Source organism: Achromobacter xylosoxidans (assembly GCF_014490035.1).
Lineage (GTDB): Bacteria > Pseudomonadota > Gammaproteobacteria > Burkholderiales > Burkholderiaceae_B > Achromobacter > Achromobacter bronchisepticus_A.
The window spans coordinates 1805391-1821409 of record NZ_CP061008.1 but is presented as its reverse complement, the minus strand read 5'-3'; the positions used below and the strand labels follow the sequence as shown (position 1 = coordinate 1821409).

15 protein-coding genes and 1 rRNA gene are annotated in these 16019 nt (G+C 67.3%); 12 read left to right on the top strand and 4 right to left on the bottom strand.

The window, feature by feature from the left end; genetic code table 11:
• The first annotated feature begins 11 nt into the window (after nucleotides 1-11).
• The 7 genes from IAG39_RS08360 (at nucleotide 12) to IAG39_RS08330 (ending at nucleotide 8411) form a co-directional block, all read left to right on the top strand.
• Complete coding sequence (locus IAG39_RS08360) at nucleotides 12-1232, top strand: MFS transporter (RefSeq protein WP_059371748.1); 1221 nt, start codon at nucleotides 12-14, stop codon at nucleotides 1230-1232.
• An 85-nt stretch (nucleotides 1233-1317) separates the two neighbouring features.
• The gene (gene leuS / locus IAG39_RS08355; protein WP_118934672.1) at nucleotides 1318-3975 is read left to right on the top strand and encodes a leucine--tRNA ligase; all 2658 of its coding nucleotides are present in this window, start codon (nucleotides 1318-1320) and stop codon (nucleotides 3973-3975) included.
• 11 nt (nucleotides 3976-3986) lie between these two features.
• Nucleotides 3987-4649 carry an LPS assembly lipoprotein LptE gene (gene lptE / locus IAG39_RS08350; RefSeq protein ID WP_059371746.1) on the top strand — a complete coding sequence of 221 codons (663 nt, stop codon included), beginning with the start codon at nucleotides 3987-3989 and terminating at the stop codon, nucleotides 4647-4649.
• A complete protein-coding gene (gene holA / locus IAG39_RS08345) occupies nucleotides 4650-5705 on the top strand; it encodes a DNA polymerase III subunit delta (protein ID WP_054451201.1) in 1056 nt (351 codons plus the stop codon).
• Between the two features lie 115 nt (nucleotides 5706-5820).
• Complete coding sequence (locus tag IAG39_RS08340; RefSeq protein ID WP_118934674.1) at nucleotides 5821-7101, top strand: glutamate-5-semialdehyde dehydrogenase; 1281 nt, start codon at nucleotides 5821-5823, stop codon at nucleotides 7099-7101.
• 139 nt (nucleotides 7102-7240) lie between these two features.
• The gene (locus IAG39_RS08335; RefSeq protein WP_187524051.1) at nucleotides 7241-7618 is read left to right on the top strand and encodes a hypothetical protein; all 378 of its coding nucleotides are present in this window, start codon (nucleotides 7241-7243) and stop codon (nucleotides 7616-7618) included.
• A gap of 4 nt (nucleotides 7619-7622) precedes the next feature.
• Nucleotides 7623-8411: a 2-keto-4-pentenoate hydratase gene (locus tag IAG39_RS08330; protein ID WP_118934678.1), complete on the top strand. Its 789-nt coding sequence runs from the start codon at nucleotides 7623-7625 to the stop codon at nucleotides 8409-8411.
• Between the two features lie 53 nt (nucleotides 8412-8464).
• Here IAG39_RS08330 and IAG39_RS08325 read toward each other — a convergent pair whose 3' ends face one another.
• Together IAG39_RS08325 and IAG39_RS08320 are read right to left on the bottom strand one after the other, a co-directional pair.
• Nucleotides 8465-9880 carry an amidase family protein gene (locus tag IAG39_RS08325; protein ID WP_118934690.1) on the bottom strand — a complete coding sequence of 472 codons (1416 nt, stop codon included), beginning with the start codon at nucleotides 9878-9880 and terminating at the stop codon, nucleotides 8465-8467.
• A 90-nt stretch (nucleotides 9881-9970) separates the two neighbouring features.
• Entirely contained in the window at nucleotides 9971-10840 is an 870-nt protein-coding gene (locus IAG39_RS08320) for a LysR family transcriptional regulator (RefSeq protein ID WP_059371741.1), read from the bottom strand.
• A gap of 114 nt (nucleotides 10841-10954) precedes the next feature.
• On the opposite strand from IAG39_RS08320, the gene IAG39_RS08315 reads away from it, so the two are divergent.
• Nucleotides 10955-12355: an MFS transporter gene (locus IAG39_RS08315; RefSeq protein ID WP_118934680.1), complete on the top strand. Its 1401-nt coding sequence runs from the start codon at nucleotides 10955-10957 to the stop codon at nucleotides 12353-12355.
• A 46-nt stretch (nucleotides 12356-12401) separates the two neighbouring features.
• Here the strand turns inward: IAG39_RS08315 and IAG39_RS08310 are convergent, their stop codons facing one another.
• On the bottom strand, nucleotides 12402-13034 hold the full coding sequence (locus tag IAG39_RS08310; RefSeq protein ID WP_118934682.1) for a hypothetical protein: 633 nt from the start codon (nucleotides 13032-13034) through the stop codon (nucleotides 12402-12404).
• Nucleotides 13035-13153: 119 nt separating this feature from the next.
• On the opposite strand from IAG39_RS08310, the gene IAG39_RS08305 reads away from it, so the two are divergent.
• The 4 genes from IAG39_RS08305 (at nucleotide 13154) to IAG39_RS08290 (ending at nucleotide 15697) form a co-directional block, all read left to right on the top strand.
• Nucleotides 13154-14104 carry a 3-hydroxyacyl-CoA dehydrogenase NAD-binding domain-containing protein gene (locus IAG39_RS08305; RefSeq protein ID WP_118934684.1) on the top strand — a complete coding sequence of 317 codons (951 nt, stop codon included), beginning with the start codon at nucleotides 13154-13156 and terminating at the stop codon, nucleotides 14102-14104.
• Between the two features lie 95 nt (nucleotides 14105-14199).
• Nucleotides 14200-14472, top strand: coding sequence for a GNAT family N-acetyltransferase (locus tag IAG39_RS08300; protein ID WP_118934686.1), 273 nt, complete (start codon nucleotides 14200-14202; stop codon nucleotides 14470-14472).
• A 21-nt stretch (nucleotides 14473-14493) separates the two neighbouring features.
• Nucleotides 14494-14898 carry a YchJ family protein gene (locus tag IAG39_RS08295; protein ID WP_118934688.1) on the top strand — a complete coding sequence of 135 codons (405 nt, stop codon included), beginning with the start codon at nucleotides 14494-14496 and terminating at the stop codon, nucleotides 14896-14898.
• A 58-nt stretch (nucleotides 14899-14956) separates the two neighbouring features.
• Entirely contained in the window at nucleotides 14957-15697 is a 741-nt protein-coding gene (locus IAG39_RS08290; RefSeq protein ID WP_059371735.1) for an aldolase, read from the top strand.
• Between the two features lie 155 nt (nucleotides 15698-15852).
• Here the strand turns inward: IAG39_RS08290 and rrf are convergent.
• Nucleotides 15853-15965 (bottom strand): 5S ribosomal RNA (gene rrf / locus IAG39_RS08285).
• Nucleotides 15966-16019: the final 54 nt, after the last annotated feature.

Sequence of the window (16019 nt, the reverse complement as noted above, 5' to 3'; positions counted from 1 at the left end):
GATCCAGATCCATGACTTCCGCTACCCAGTCCTCCCAGACGCCAGCCCTGACCGCGCCCATCCTCCTGCTGATGTCGGTCGCCACCGGCCTCGCCGTCGCCAGCAACTATTACGCGCAGCCGCTGCTGCATACGATCAGCGAGCAATTCTCGCTGTCCAGCGCCACGGCGGGCAGCATCGTCACCACCGCGCAGCTGAGCTATGCGGTGGGCCTGATGCTGCTCGTGCCCCTGGGCGACATGTTCGAGCGGCGCAGCCTGATCGTGCTGATGAACCTGCTGTCCTCGGGCGGCCTGCTGATTTCCGCCTTCGCCCCGAATATCGGCGTGCTGATCCTGGGCACGGCGCTGACGGGCATGCTGTCCGTGGTGGCCCAGATCCTGGTGCCTTTCGCCGCGACGCTGGCCGCGCCGCACGAGCGGGGCAAGGCCGTGGGCACCGTCATGAGCGGACTGCTGCTGGGCATCCTGCTGGCCCGCACCGTCGCCGGCGCGCTCGCCGACGTGGGCAGTTGGCGCACCGTGTACTGGGTGGCCGCCATCCTGATGCTGATCATGTCCGCGGCCCTGTGGCGCCTGCTGCCGCGCCACCAGAGTCCGGCCGGGCTGAGCTATCCGCGCCTGCTGGGCTCCATCCTGCGCATGTTCGTCGAGGAACCGCTGTTCCGCGCCCGTTCGCTGCTGGGCGGCCTGCTGTTCGCGGCCTTCAGCATGCTGTGGACTCCGCTGACCTTCCTGCTGGCCAGCCCGCCCTATCAATACAGCAACACCACCATCGGCCTGTTCGGCCTGGCGGGCGCCGCCGGCGCCTACGCCGCCAATCGCTTCGGCCGCCTGGCCGACCGCGGCCTGGGCAACCTGGCCACCCGCGTCGGACTGCTGTTGCTGCTGGGTTCCTGGGGACTGATCGCATTCGGCCAGGTGTCGGTGCTGGCCTTGCTGGCCGGCATCCTGGTGCAGGACTTGGCGATCCAGGGCGTGCACGTCACCAACAGCAGCGCCCTCTACCGGCTGCGCCCCGAGGCGCGCAGCCGGCTGACCGCCGGCTATATGACCAGTTACTTCATCGGCGGCGCATCCGGTTCGCTGGTATCGTCCTGGCTGTACGCCCATTTTGGCTGGCCCGGCGTGGTCACGGCGGGCGCCGTTCTCGGGGTGATTACGCTGGCTTATGGCGCCCTTGCGCCCAGCGCGCGCATCCCCGAAACGGCTCCGTCCCCTGCCCGCGCCTAGCACCTCCTATAATCAGGGGTTTTGGCCGCCTCCGCGCCCGCGCGGCGAGGCGGCTCACCCTTTTTTTGCCATCGTGCACGAGCCCATGCAGGAACGTTACCTCCCCAATACCGTTGAAGCAGCCGCCCACCAAGACTGGCAGGCCCGCGACGTCTACCTGGTCCACGAACACGCCAAGAACGCCGACGGCTCCGAAAAGCCGAAGTTCTACGCCTGCTCCATGCTGCCCTACCCCAGCGGCAAGCTGCACATGGGCCACGTGCGCAACTACACCATCAACGACATGATGGCCCGCCAGCTGCGCATGCGCGGCTATAACGTTCTGATGCCCATGGGCTGGGACGCCTTCGGCATGCCGGCGGAAAACGCCGCCATCAAGTCCAAGGTGCCGCCGGCGAAGTGGACGTACGACAACATCGCCTACATGAAGAAGCAGATGAAGGCGATGGGCTTGGCGATCGACTGGTCGCGCGAAATGTGCGCCTGCGATCCCCAGTATTACAAGTGGAACCAGTGGCTGTTCCTCAAGATGCTGGAAAAGGGCGTCGCCTACCGCAAGACCCAGGTCGTCAACTGGGACCCGGTGGACCAGACCGTGCTGGCCAACGAACAGGTCATCGACGGCCGCGGCTGGCGCTCGGGCGCGCTGGTCGAAAAGCGCGAGATCCCCGGCTACTACCTGCGCATCACCGATTACGCCGACGAACTGCTGGGCGCCGTCCAGAACGACCTGCCCGGCTGGCCCGAGCGCGTGCGCCTGATGCAGGAAAACTGGATCGGCAAGTCCGAGGGGCTGCGCTTCGCCTTCCCGCACCAGATCGCCGGCCAGGACGGCCAGTTGATCCAGGACGGCAAGCTGTACGTCTTCACCACCCGCGCCGACACCATCATGGGCGTGACCTTCTGCGCCGTGGCGCCGGAACACCCCCTGGCCACGCAGGCCGCCCTCTCCAATCCGCAACTGGCCGCGTTCATCGAGCAATGCAAGCTGGGCGGCACGACCGAGGCCGAAATGGCCACGCGCGAAAAGGAAGGCATGCCCACGGGCCTGTACGTCACGCATCCGGTCACGGGCGCCGAAGTCCAGGTCTGGGTCGGCAACTACGTGCTCATGACCTACGGCGATGGCGCCGTGATGGGCGTGCCGGCGCATGACGAGCGCGACTTCGCCTTCGCCAAGAAATATGACCTGCCCATCGTGCAGGTCGTGGACGTGGCTGGCAAGGAATACTCCACCAACGCCTGGCAGGAGTGGTACGGCGACAAGCAGGCCGGCCGCACCATCAATTCCGGCAAGTACGACGGCCTCTCCCACAAGGAAGCGGTCGACGCCATCGCCGTCGACCTGGGCGCGCAAGGGCTGGGCGAAAAGCAAACCACCTGGCGCCTGCGCGACTGGGGCATCTCGCGCCAACGCTATTGGGGCACCCCCATCCCCATCATCCACTGCGCGGATTGCGGCCCGGTCCCGGTGCCGGAAAAAGACCTGCCGGTGGTCCTGCCCGACGACCTCATCCCGGACGGCAGCGGCAACCCGCTGGCCAAGAACGAGGCTTTCCTGTCCTGCTCCTGCCCCAAATGCGGCAAGCCGGCGCGCCGTGAAACGGACACGATGGACACCTTCGTGGACTCGTCCTGGTATTTCATGCGCTATACCTCGCCGGGCAACGACCAGGCCATGGTCGACGCGCGCAATGACTACTGGATGCCGATGGACCAGTACATCGGCGGCATCGAGCACGCGGTGCTTCACCTGCTGTACGCCCGTTTCTGGACCAAGGTCATGCGCGACATGGGCTTGCTCAACTTCGACGAGCCCTTCACCAAGCTGCTGTGCCAGGGCATGGTGCTGAACCATATCTACTCGCGCAAGACACCGCAGGGCGGCATCGAGTACTTCTGGCCGGAAGACGTCGAAAACGTCTACGACGACCGCGGCGCCATCGTCGGCGCCAAGCTGAAGTCGGACGGCTCCGCCATCACCTACGGCGGCGTGGGCACGATGTCCAAGTCCAAGAACAACGGCGTCGATCCGCAATCGCTGATCGACACGCTGGGCGCGGACACGGCTCGCCTGTTCGTCATGTTCGCGAGCCCCCCGGAACAGACCCTCGAATGGTCGGACTCCGGCGTCGAAGGCTCCAACCGCTTCCTGCGCCGTCTCTGGTCCATCAGTTACGGTCAGCGCGAGGCCATCGCGCGCGGCCTGGCCCATGGCGCCGATTGGGCGCAGGCGCCGGCTCCGGTCAAGGATCTGCGCCGCGAAGTCTACGGCCTGCTCAAGCAAGCCGACTACGACTACCAGCGCATCCAGTACAACACCGTCGTGTCGGCGTGCATGAAGATGCTCAACGCCATCGACGACGCCAAGCTGCCCGAAGGCGCGACCGCGGACGCCGCCTACGCCGAAACGCTGGGCGTGCTGCTGCGCGTGCTGTATCCCGTGGTGCCGCACATCACCTGGCACCTGTGGCGCGACCTGGGCTACGCCCACGAGCTGGGCGACCTGCTCGACGCGCCCTGGCCGCACGTGGACGAGGCGGCGCTGGTCGCCGACGAGATCGAGCTGATGCTCCAGGTCAACGGCAAGCTGCGCGGCTCCATCCGCGTGGCCGCCAAGGCCGCCAAGGAAGACATCGAAAAGCTCGCGGCATCCCAGGAAGAGGTCGCCCGCTTCCTGGAAGGCCGTCCGCCCAAGCGCGTCATCGTGGTTCCGGGCAAACTGGTCAACGTCGTAGGCTGATGAGGTCAAGCATGCACTTCGCCGGGCAACAAACGCATTCCCCCCGCCAGTCCTGGCTGCTGCGCGGCGCCTGCCTGGCGCTGTTCATGCTGCTCTCCGCTTGCGGCTTCGCCTTGCGGGGCGTCACGCCGATGCCATTCGACACCTTGTATGTCGGCATTCCCGACACCACGCAGTTCGGCGCCGACGTGCGCCGTGCGCTGCGCGCGGCCTCCCCGGACACCAAGATCGTGTCCACGCCCAAGGAGGCGCAGGCCATCCTGCAGCAAGTGGCCGACACCCGCACTCTGCGGGAGGTGTCGCTGAACGCCCAGGGCCGCGTCGAGGAATACGAACTCGGCATCAACTACACGTTCCGCCTCATCGACGCCAAGGGCCGCGCCCTGATCCCGGACACCACGCTGTCGATCTACCGCGAAATGCCCTATGACGACCAGGTCGTGCAGGCCAAGCAAGGCCAGATCGAAACGCTGTACCGGGCCATGCAGCGCGACCTCGTATCCCGCCTGCTGCGCCGCATGACCGCGCCGGAAGTGCGCCACGCATTCGAGAATGCCGAAGAGCGCGCGGAAGACGGCGAGACCCCGCTGTACGACCCGACCACGCCGGATCAAAAGCGCACGCCCACGCCGTGGCAGACGCCGTCCACCACCGACCCGGCCATCCTGCGTTAAATGGCACAGCCCCTGGACGCGGATCGCCTGGCCGAGCACCTGCAGCGGCCAGGCAACCGCCTGGCGCCGCTCTATACGGTTTCGGGCGACGAACCCCTGCTCGTGACCGAGGCCGTGGACGCCCTGCGCGCGGCGGCCCGCAACGCGGGCTACACCGACCGCCTGTCCATGGTGATGGACGCGCGCAGCGACTGGAGTTCGGTCACCGCCGCCACGCAAAGCGTGTCGCTGTTCGGCGACCGCCGCATCCTTGAAATCAAGATCCCGACGGGCAAGCCCGGCAAATCCGGCGCCGACACCCTGGCCAAGCTGGCCGAACAGGCCGAGAAGCAGGCGGATCCCGACACGCTCGTGCTGATCGCCCTGCCCCGCCTGGACAAGGCCACCCGCGAAAGCCGCTGGGTGCAAGCCCTGAGCCGCGGCGGCATGATGGTCGATATCGCCAACATCGAACGCGGCCGCCTGCCCGCCTGGGTCGGCATGCGGCTGGCGCGCCAGAACCAGCGCGCCGACGGCGCCACCCTGCAATGGATGGCCGACAAGGTGGAAGGCAATCTGCTGGCCGCGCACCAGGAAATCCAGAAGCTGGGCCTGCTCTACCCCGAAGGCCAACTGGCCGCGGAGGACGTGGAGCGCGCGGTGCTGAACGTCGCGCGCTACGACGTCTTCGGCTTGCGCGACGCCATGCTCGCCGGCGACACCGGCCGCACCATCCGCATGATCGACGGCCTGCGCGCCGAAGGCGAAGCCCTGCCGCTGGTTCTGTGGGCGGTCGGCGAGGAAATCCGCCTGCTGGCCCGCATCGCCGAAGCGCGCGCCCTGGGCCAGGACGTCAACGGCCTGATGCGCCGTCTGCGCATATTCGGCGCGCACGAGCGGCTGGCGCTGCAGGCGCTGAACCGGGTGCAGCCGAACGTGTGGCCGGCCGCCGTGCAGCATGCCCATGAGGTCGACCGCCTGATCAAGGGCCTGTCGGTGCCGGGACGCCTGTCCGATCCCTGGGAAGAAATGACGCGGCTCGCGCTGCGCGTCGCCGCCGCGGGCGGACGACCGTGAAGGCGGCATAGCCGCCGCCTTCGCATCTCCCTCCGGCCCTGCGGCTGGAGTTCGCCCGGCCTAGCGGCCGGATATACACTGAATCTCCAGGCGGCGTCCGCGCCGCCCCATTCTCATGATCGACGCTGCCATGTCCACGTCCTCCATCGAACAAGCCATGCTCACCCTGGGCGAAAACGCCCGCCGCGCCTCGCGCGCCATGATGCGCGCCACCGGCGCCGCCAAGAACCAGGCCCTGCTGGCCATGGCCGACGCCCTGGCCGCCAGCCACGACGAACTCAAGGCCGCCAACGAGAAAGACCTGGCCGCAGCCCGCGGCAACGGCCTGGAGCCGGCGCTGCTGGACCGCCTGACGCTGTCGGACAAGACGCTGGCGCACATGGCCGAGGGCCTGCGCCAGATCGCCGCCCTGCCTGATCCCATCGGCAGCATCACCGCCACCAGCGTGCGCCCCAACGGCATGCGCGTGGCGCAGATGCGCGTGCCGCTGGGCGTGATCGGCATCATCTACGAATCGCGTCCCAACGTGACCATCGACGCGGCCGCGCTGTGCCTGAAGTCCGGCAACGCCGCCATCCTGCGCGGCGGCAGCGAAGCCCTGCATTCCAACATCGCGCTGGGGCGCATCGTGCAGACTGGCCTGGCCGCCGCGGGCCTGCCGCAAGACGCGGTGCAGGTTGTCGCCACGGCCGACCGGGCCGCCGTCGGCAAGCTCATCACCATGACCGAGCACATCGACGTCATCGTGCCGCGCGGCGGCAAGGGCCTGATCGCCCGCCTGTCGCAGGAGGCCCGCGTGCCGCTCATCAAGCACCTGGACGGCAACTGCCACGTCTATATCGACGCGGCGGCCGATCCGGACAAGGCGCACGCCATCGCCTTCAATGCCAAGACCTATCGCTACGGCATCTGCGGTGCCATGGAAACGCTGCTGGTCGACGCGGTCGCCGCCGTTTCCATCCTGCCCAGCCTGGCCGCGGCCCTCACCGAACATGGCGTCGAATTGCGCGGCTGCCCGCGCACGCTGGCCCTGCTGCCGCACGCCAAGCCGGCCACGGAAGAAGACTGGGCCACGGAATACCTGGGTCCCATCCTGGCGGTGCGCATCGTCGACACGCTGGACGACGCCATCGAACACATCGCGCGCTGGGGCTCCGGCCATACCGACGCGATCGTCACCGAGGACCTGTCCGCCGCGCAGCGCTTCCAGCGCGAGGTCGACTCCAGCTCGGTATACGTCAACCTGCCGACCTGCTTTGCGGACGGCTTCGAATACGGCCTGGGCGCCGAGATCGGCATCTCCACGAACCGTCTGCACGCGCGCGGCCCGGTCGGCCTGGAAGGCCTGACCACGCTGAAATGGGTGCTCAGCGGCGAAGGCCAGGTGCGCGGCTGACCCCAAGGCGCCGCGCTGCGCGCAGACTGACGCGGCCCTGAACACGGGGCCGCGGCAAGCCTTCTACAATACGGTCAGCGATTTTCCGCAGGCTTTCTTTTCATCCGAACGCGGCGCGCCGCGTCTTCCTGAGATCCCCATGTACTCACCCGCGATGGCCATGGCCTTCAGCCTCTTCCTGCTGTGCTTCATCACGTGCGCGCTCAGCGGCATCGTGCTGTTCTTCAAGAGCAAGCAGATCAACGCCGCGCTGAAGCACCCGTACCTGCAGCACCGCCCGTTCAATCAGTATCCGCTGGCGATCCAGGCGTCCATCATGCTGGATTATTTCTTCCGCCTGATGTTTCCCGGCACGCGCTTCTGGCTGATCGGCAACGCCAACGACCTGCTTACCCACGTCGATCCGAAGAAGACGCCGCTGTCGCTGAAATGGCCGATCGTCGGCTTCTGGGGTTCGTGCTGGCTCGGCCTGATCGCCATGATCGTCCTTTGGATCATGCTGTTCCTGGGAGCTTGAACCCATGCAGATCAGAATCGAAGACTATCCCGGCAGCCTCGAGGCGGCCCGCTATCTGGTCGCCGCGCGCGAATCCGGCGTCGCCGGCCCGCGCTTGCCCGCCGACTGCCGCCCCCAATCGCTGAACCAGGCCTTCGCCGTGCAGCAACGCACCGCGCAGCTGCTGCTTGAGAAGCATCGGGACGACATCGGCGCCTGGAAGAGCGCGTTGCCCACGCCCGAGAAAAGCGTGGTCGCGCCGATCTACGCCTCGACCGTCGCCTACGCCGAAGCCGGCCCTGTTGCGGCCCAGACCGAGACCGTGCGCATCGAACCCGAGATCGCGTTCGAAATTGCGCGGGATCTGCCCGCCCGTCCCGAGCCCTACACCGAAGCCGACGTGGACGCGGCCATCGGCGGCGCGCGCCTGGCCCTGGAAGTGCTGGGCTGCCGCTATGCAGCCCCGGAACATGCCAGCCTGCCCGAGCTCCTGGCCGACCATATGTTCAATCAGGGCCTGGTGCTGGGTCCGCGCATCGCATCGCCGCACGATGCGCCCGGCGCCTTGAGCATCACGCTGTCCGTGGACGGAGTCGAAACCGAGCAGCACGCGGGCATCCACCCGAACGATCACCCCAAGGCCGGGCTCTACTGGCTGGCCAATTTCCTGCGCGAACAGGGCCTGGGACTGCGCGCCGGCCAGCACGTCATCACCGGCTCCTACGCCGGCTTCCTGGACGTGCCCGCCAACCGCGACCTGGAACTCGCCTACGGCGACCTCGGCGTCCTGCGCCTGCGGTTCAGCAAGCCCTAGCCCGGCCGTACGCCGAGCTTGCGTCCCATGCCCGCCTTGTCCGCTCTCGCGGACTAGCGGGCCGCTGGCTGCGCGATATCGATGGGCGCTGCGCCCGCCTCGATGATTTCCCCCACATCCAGACACAGGTCCTCGCGGTAGCGTCCCGCCAGCACCTGCACGCCGACCGGGCTCGCGCCCGCCTCGCTCATCGCGCTCCCCATCGCCACCGACAGGCCCGGCAAACCCATGAACGGCACGCCGATCTGCGTCATCTGCGCGCGCCAGACGCGCGCATACGCGGCATCGCCTTGCAGGTCGAGCTTGTCCGGGAACGGCAGCTCGGCCGACACGGGCAGCAACAATACGGGATACTCGGCGAAGAACTGTTCCCACAGGCGGGTCAGCGTGGCGCGCCGCGTCAGCGTGGCCGAAAAACTGGCAAGGTCGGCCCCGGCCGCCTTGTCGCGCTGGCCGGCAAGCGCCACCAGCGCGCCGCGATCCCCTTCTTTCTCGGCGGCGGCCACCATGGCGTCGTAACCATCGGCCAGCCACATGCGGATCTGCAGGTCCGCCGCCTCCTGCATCGGCGGTACCGCATCCAGCGTGTCCACCGTCCAGCCTGCCTCGCTGAGCCGGCGCGCGGCTTCCTGCAAGGCCTTGACCACGGCGGGCTGGGTGTCCATGCCGTCCGGATTCAGGCACAGCGCGGCCCGTCGCGGCGCCTCGGCTCCCGCCAGGGGAGCAGGCACCCACCAAGGATCGCGCGCATCCCGCGCCGCCAGCGCGGCCAGGCCCAGCCTCAGGTCGGCGATGCTGCGCCCCAGGGGCCCGGACACCGCGGTCAACTGGCCGCCGATCGAGCGTTCCGGCAGCGCGGCGTTGTAGGCCGCCACGCGTCCCAGGGACGGCCGTAGGCCGTGCACGCCGCAAGCATAGGCCGGATAACGAATGGAGCCGGCGATATCCGTGCCATGCGCCAGATGCCCGATGCCGGCCGCCACCGCGGCTGCCGCGCCTCCCGACGAGCCGCCGGGCGTCAGCGCAGGATTGCGCGGGTTCAAGGTATCGCCATGCAGCGCATTGCCGGTGAACCAGCGCAAGGAAAACGCGGGCGTGTTGGTGCGGCCCAGGATCACGGCCCCCGCGCGCAGCAGATTGTCCACGACAGGGCTGTTCTGCGCCGCGATCAAATCCTTCTGCAGCTTCACGCCATTGGTCGTGGCGTAACCCGCCTGGTCCACGTTGATCTTCACCGTGACAGGCACGCCAGCCAACGGCCCCGGGTCTTCGCCACGCGCAAGCATCGCATCCACTTGCGCCGCTTGGGCCAGCACATCGTCCGGGCGGTGGTCCACCACGGCATTGATCGCGGGATTGACGGCATCCAACCGGCCCAGCGCGCTTTGCGCGGCCTCGTGGGCGGACACCTCGCGCTTGCGGATGCGGGCGGCAAGCTCAACTGCGGACAAACGCCAAAGATCGGACACGCGCGACTCCTGAATCATGGTTGCTTTGAAAGATCAGGCAAACATTAGCGCCTGCCGCGCCTGCCCACAAGCCGCCCCCGGCCAGGAACGCTACTCGTCTTCTTCGAAGACCTCGACTATCGCGTCGGCCACGGCGCGCACGCGGGCCGTGCGGTTCAGGTCGCCGTGCATCACCAGCCACAGGTCGTAGGGTTCGCTGCGCGTCGGCCAGATGCGTACCAGCTCCGGATATCCGGGCGCCATGTGCGTAGGCACCTCGCCGATGCCCAGCCCGGCCGCGACCGCTTCGAGAATCATCAGACCGGAGTTCAGCTCCATGCCGATGCGGCCGTTGCCCGTGGGTTCGCCGCAGAAGGTATCGGACCATCCCGGCAGCACCGCCTGCTGGTACGTCACCAGCGTGTGGCCCGCGAACGCCGTGCCCGGCCGCGGCTCGCCATGCGCGGCCAGGTAGGCCCGCGAAGCGTACAGGCCGACCTCCTTGCGCGTCAGGTGGCGGTGGATCAGATCCGGATTGTCCGGCTTGATGTTCCGTATCGCCAGGTCGGCTTCGCGGCGCGTCAGGTTGCTGATCTGGATGGCCGTGGACAGCACCACGCGGATGTCGGGGTGTTGGGCATGCACGCGCCGCACCGCTTCCATGATGTAGTAGCTGGCCACGGTTTCCGAGGTCGCCACGCGCACCACGCCGGACAGGCGATGATCCAGCCCCTGCATCTGGCGCTGCAATTGGTCCGCCGCCTGCTCCATGCGTTCCGCAGCCGCGAACGCCAGTTCGCCGGCCGCCGTGGGCACGTATCCGCCCGGCGTGCGCAGGAACAGACGCGCGTCCAGCGAGGACTCCAGCGCCGCCAGTCTGCGCCCGGCGGTGGCCTGGTCGATCTGCAGCAGCGCGGCGGCGCCCCGCAAGGTTCCTACCCGGTAGATGGCCAGGAAGATCCTGGCATTGTCCCAGTCCATGGCGATCTCTCCATCTATGCATTTTTGCATCACTGTAAAGCAATTATTCGGCTTTTTTGCATCAAAGCGCAGGTCTAAGCTTCAGTCCTCGACAGCCCTGCCACACCACCAGCCATGAGTTCCGCCTGCCCCAACCTCTCCGCGCCCTCGCTGGCCGCCAAACCCGCCGCGGCCGGCCTGCTGCCGCTTGTCACGCTGGCCATCGGATTCGTCATGGCCATGCTGGACGTCACCGTCGTCAACGTCGCCTTGCCCAGCATCGCGGTGCAGTTCACCGTCCCCCTGACGGACCTGGTCTGGATCGTGGATGGCTACACCCTCACTTTCGCGGCCCTGCTGCTGGTGGCCGGCGCGCTGGCCGACCGCTATGGCGCCAAGACGATCTATCTGGCCGGCTTGGGCGTCTTCACCCTGGCGTCCCTGCTCTGCGGCCTGGCGCCCAACGCCGACATGCTGATCCTGGCCCGCATGCTGCAAGGGCTGGGCGCTGCCCTGTTCATGCCCAGCTCCCTCAGCCTGCTGACCCATGCCTACGACGACGATCAGGTGCGCAACCGCATGCTGGCCGCCTGGTCCGCCATCGTGGCGGTGGCGGGCGCCGCCGGCCCGCTCCTGGGCGGCGTGCTGATCCACCAATTCGGCTGGCGCGGGATCTTCCTCATCAACATCCCGTTGGGGCTGGGCGGCTTGTGGCTGGCGCGCCGCCGCATCCAGGCGGCCCCACGCCGCCCGCGCGCACTCAATCCGCTGAGCCACCTGCTGGGCGTGATCGCCTTGTCCTCGCTGTGCTTCGTGCTGATCCAGGGCAATGCCTATGGCTGGTCCTCCAACCCCATCCTGGTCACGATTGCCCTGTGCGCGGCCGCTGCCCTGTTGCTGGTGCGGCGCGAGCGCCGCCATGCCGACCCCATCATCCCGCGCGTCCTGTTCGCAACCCCGCAATTCGCGGCCGCCAACGGCGTCGGCTTTCTGATCAATCTGGCAGCCTACGGCCAGCTGTTCTTGCTCAGCCTGTTTCTGCAGCATGCGCGCGGCGCGGATGCCCTGGAGACCGGCCTGCAGCTGGTACCCATGCTGGCCGTATTTTCCTTGGGAAATCTGCTGTCCAGCCGGGTGTCGGCGCGCTGGAACGTGTCGACAGCGCTGCTGGGCGGGGTGTCGCTGGCCGCGGCCATGAGCGCCGCGGGAATCGTCATGTTCTCGCCAGACATGGCCTACTGGCCGTTCGCCATCATCGTCGCAGTGGCCAATCTGGGCGTGGGCGTCGCCGTCCCCGCCATGACCAGCGTGGTCATGCAGGTATCGGGCAAGGGCCACGCCAACAGCGCCGCCGCCGCCCTGAATGCCAACCGCCAATCGGGCGCGCTGGTAGGCGTCGCGCTGATGGGTACCATCCTGCATCTGCTGCCGCAGTGGAGCGCCAGCCTGCCCGCCGCCTACGTCGTCATCACCTCAGGCTATCTGCTCGCTGCCGTGCTGGCATGGCGCTACCTGCAACGCGCGCGCAACGCCTGAACGCGGGCAAGGCGGCGGCCGTCACAGGCCATGAAGGCCGCAGCGCTCAAGCGTGCGCGGCCGGGAGTATCGCCACGCCGCGCCCCGCGAAGAATTCGTCGAAGACGGCCAGCGGCAATTCGACATCGGCCTGCGTGCCCGGCTCGCCCGAAGGATTGTGGAAGGTCACCGAGTCCGCCGTTGCACGCGTCACCAGCACCAGGTGCCCGCCCTTCCTGGGCGGTTGCCGCTCGGGCCAGCGTATCCAGGGATGCACGGACGCCATGAAGTAGGCGGCCTGCGCCATCAAGCCAGGCAGTTCTTCCGCGCGCAGATCGACATGCACCCGCGCCGCCAGGCCGAATGCCTCGTCCACGTAGCGCACGAACGGCGCGTAGACCATGCCCTTGATCTGTTCGCCTTCCACGGTATAGGCGCCGTAAGGCACGCTGCCCCGCGCCAGCTCCAGCGTCGGATAATGCCGCCCGTCGCGCGCCGCCAGCACCATCTTCAGGCAGGCCATGCCGCAGACGTGGCTGGCCCAGCGCGCGTACTCATCCACGTCGCGCGCGCCCGAGCCCCGCCAGGCCGGATCATCGGCCAGGGCCAGCTTGCCCTGGATGATCTCGCTGGCCAGATGCGCCGACTCCCATTGGCAAAAATACGGCACGGCGGATCGGGAGGCTGGCGTCGCGTTCATGCTGAACTCCTGGATTCTGCAGGTCGAAGAGAGCCGCTATCTTGCCCGCGCGCCCTGTGCGTGGCAACCAGTCGGCGTTTGCTTCACAATGCTCCTATCCGTGCTCACAGGAGACCCGCATGTCCAGCCCTGCCACGTCCAACCCGCCCGTCATCCGCCGCGTCGCCATTGTCGGCGCAGGCACCATAGGCGCCAGTTGGGCTGCGCTGTTCCTCGCTCGCGGCCTTGAGGTCGTCGTCAGCGATCCCGCCGCCGACGCCGAAGCGCTGACGCGCGCCCGCGTGCAAGCGGCATGGCCCGTGCTGGCGGAACTCGGACACGTGCTGCCCGGCGCCTCTGCCGAGGCGCTGCGCTTCGAACCGGACCTGGAGGCTGCGCTGGCCGGCGCAGACTTCGTGCAGGAAAACGCGCCCGAGCGCGAAGACTTCAAGACCACGCTCTTTGCGCGCATGGACGCCGTGCTGCCGCCGCAGGTCATCGTCGCATCCAGCTCCTCCGGCCTCATCATGAGCCGCCTGCAATCGCAGTGCCGCCATGCCTCGCGCTTCGTCATCGGGCATCCGTTCAATCCGCCGCACCTGATTCCGCTGGTCGAAGTGGTAGGCGGCGAACAGACCTCGGCCGACACCATCGATCGTTGCATCGCCTTCTACCGCGACCTGGGCAAGTACCCCATCCGCTTGAACAAGGAAGTCCCCGGCCACATCGCCAACCGGCTGCAGGCGGCCCTGTGGCGCGAAGCGATACACCTGGCGGCCGAGAACGTCGCCAGCGTGGCCGACATCGACGCCGCCGTGTCGCAAGGCCCCGGCCTGCGCTGGGCATTGTTCGGCCCGCACATGACCTTCAACCTGGGCGGCGGGGCGGGCGGGCTGGCAAACTTCATGGATCACTTGCTGGGCCCGGTCCAAACCTGGTGGGACGATCTTGGCGCACCGGAAGTCACCCCAGACCTGCAGCAGCGCCTGATCGCAGGCGTCAACGCCGAAGCCGGCGAGCGCAGCATCGCCGACTTGGTGCAGACGCGCGATGCGCAATTGACCGCGCTGCTGAAAGTGCTGCAACGCTGAACCCGGGCTGCAGCCCGGTTCAGGCCAAAAGGCCGGCATCCTCCGCAACCGGCAGGCAACGCCGCCTGCCCACTTCCATAGCAGGACTCCTCCGAATGATCTCCGTCACACACGACAGTTCGCTTTCCCGCTACACCGCCACCGTCGATGGCGTTCTATGCGTGCTCGACTACCAGTTGCAAGACCACACCATGGCGATCACGCACACCGGCGTGCCTAGCCAGGTAGGCGGCCGCGGCATCGCCGCGGCGTTGACCCAGTACGCGCTGGACGATGCGCGCGCCCGGGGTTGGAAGGTGCGGCCCTTGTGCTCGTACGCCGACGCGTATATCCGCCGGCACCCTGAATACAACGATCTGCTGGCCTGAGCGTCCTGGGCTTTTCGCATCGTGACCAAACCCTCCAAGCTCCCGGCCTCGGCCTGTCCTTGCGGCAATCCCACGCCCTACTCCGAATGCTGCGGCCGCTGGCATGAAGGCCCGCAAGCCCTGCAGGCGCCCAGCGCCGAGGCGCTGATGCGCTCGCGCTACAGCGCCTTCGTGCTGGACAAGCTGCCCTATCTGTTGGCGACCTGGCACCCCAGCACCCGCCCCAACGCGCTCGAACCCAATCCGCCCGACCTGAAGTGGCTGGGTCTGGCGATTAAGCAAACAGCTAGCCAGGACTCTGAACACGCCACCGTGGAATTCGTCGCCCGCAGCCGCCAGGCCGGCCGCGCCCACCGTCTGCACGAACTCAGCCGCTTCGTCCGCGAAGGCGGCCAGTGGTTCTACGTGGACGGCGACCTGTACTGACCAGGTCCGGCACTTTCGGACCTGGCCCTTCCCAACCCACACACCAGAAAAGGCAGACATGAACCAGGATTCTCGCCACGCCGAAGCGCTCTTTCACGCAGAATCTGTCGCGGCACTGCGCGCCGATCTTGCGCTCGCATTGCGAGCCGCCGCAGCGCACGGTCTGGGCGAAGGCGTGTGCAATCACTTCAGCGTGGCCTTGCCGGGCGACTCGGAGCATTTCCTCCTCAATCCTCGCGGGCTGATGTGGCATGAAGTGCAAGCGGACGACATCGTGCTGATCGATGCCCAAGGCAACAAGCTCGCGGGCCGCCATGCAGTCGAGCCCACGGCCATGTTCATCCATGCCGCCATTCACCGCATCGCCGGCAAGGCCTGTGTGCTGCACACGCACATGCCCTACGCCACGGCCCTGACACTCACCTCGGATCGCGCGCTCGACACCACGCTGTCGCAGAACGCCATGCGCTTTCACGGCCGCCTGGCGATCGACGAACGCTACAACGGCCTGGCGCTGGACGTCAGCGAAGGCGAACGCATCGCCCATGCAATGCAGGGCGCGGACGTGGTCTTCCTCGGCAACCACGGCGTCGTGGTCTGCGGGGAACGGCTGGACTATGCCTATGACGACCTGTTCTTCCTGGAACGCGCCTGTACCGCCCAGGTGCTTGCGCAATCGACGGGACGCCCGCTAGTGCCGGTCGATCCTGATCTGGCTGCCAAGGTTGCCGCTCAGGTCCAGAGCGAACGCCTGCAATCCGAGCTGTTCTTCGCCGCCTTGCGCCGTCAATTGCCTTAACCGCTGTCTTTGACGGGAAAAACAAAAGCCCTCGCAGGAGCATCCTGCGAGGGCTTTTTCATTGGAGGTTGCGGACCGCATGAGTCTAATCATCGACGCGGCGCCACAAAGACAAAACCCCACAGGGGTTACCTGTGGGGTTCTGCGGAATAAAAGCTTGACGATGACCTACTTTCACAGACGTCCGTCCACTATCATCGGCGCAAAGTCGTTTCACTGTCCTGTTCGGGATGGGAAGGAGTGGGACCAACTCGCTATGGTCGTCAAGCGTAACTGGTTGAGCGGCTGCGGTTGAGGCAACAGCTCCAATCTTGGAAGAAAC